This window comes from Vibrio sp. Vb0667 (genome assembly GCF_033391095.1).
The window spans coordinates 1-1,041 of record NZ_JAWPOL010000401.1 but is presented as its reverse complement, the minus strand read 5'-3'; the positions used below and the strand labels follow the sequence as shown (position 1 = coordinate 1,041).

General features: G+C 51.0%; 1 protein-coding gene. It reads right to left on the bottom strand.

The window, feature by feature from the left end; all coding sequences use genetic code 11:
* Positions 1–1,041, bottom strand: a 1,041-nt coding sequence (locus R8269_RS26215; RefSeq protein WP_318223038.1) for an ATP-binding cassette domain-containing protein, incomplete at both ends; no start/stop codon positions are given.

Genomic DNA, 1,041 nt, shown 5'->3' with positions numbered 1-1,041 from the left:
ATGCTTGATGTGCATTTCTGAGCGGTTGTCCATTGCACTGGTTGGTTCATCCATCAAGAGTACCGGAGGACGTCCAAGGAACGCGCGAGCACTCGTCACCGCCTGACGTTGACCTCCAGAAAGCATTGCGCCCCCTTCACCAACCTGACGCTCCAAACCTGCTGGATCCGATTGCGTAAAGGCGGTCACACCCGCACGATTGGCTGCATCCAGCACGTCACGGTCATCGGTTAATGGACGGCCTAACGTGATGTTGTCGCGGATGGAGCCAAAGAACAGATTGGAATCTTGCGCTACACACCCGATATTGCGGCGAATATCGACATGGTGAAGCTGCGCGATGTCGGTGTCATCAATGCGAACATGACCTTCTGTCGGTTGGTATAAGCCCATGATGAGACGCTCTAACGTGGTTTTACCCGAACCGATACGGCCGATAATCGCCACTTTCTCGCCAGGATTGATCGTCAAACTCAAATCTCGAATTGACGCGACTGGTGAGTCTGGGTAGTGAAAGGTAACGCGTTCTAGCTCAATCTTACCTTGTACAATAGGGCGGTGAATGTAGCGTTTGCCTTCTTCTTGCTCGTCCGGCATTTCCATCACTTGATTGATGATGGTCATCGACGATTTGGCTTGGTTATAACGCGTTGAAAGTAGCGATAGCTGAACCAAAGGCCCAATCGCACGACCACTTAGCATGGTTGCGGCAATCAAACCACCCATGGTTAAGTCACCTTCTGCAATCAAGTAAACGCCTAAGATGATCATTCCGACGTTACTACTTTGCTGCACGAAACCCGCTGCGTTTTGGATGCTGTCGGTAATGCGACGGCTCTTGATGTTCCAGTTTGCCATGTGCGCTACCGCTTCTTCCCAGCGGTATTGGAACTGGCTTTGAGCACTCAACATTTTCACCGTTTCTAAGCCTGCCAAGCTCTCAATCAGGTTGGCGTATTTTTGAGAAGCTAGACGTGAGCCTTCCTCGATAGAACGGCGTAGAGGGCCTTGGATGAGCAGTGAGTGAATGATCAGAATGAG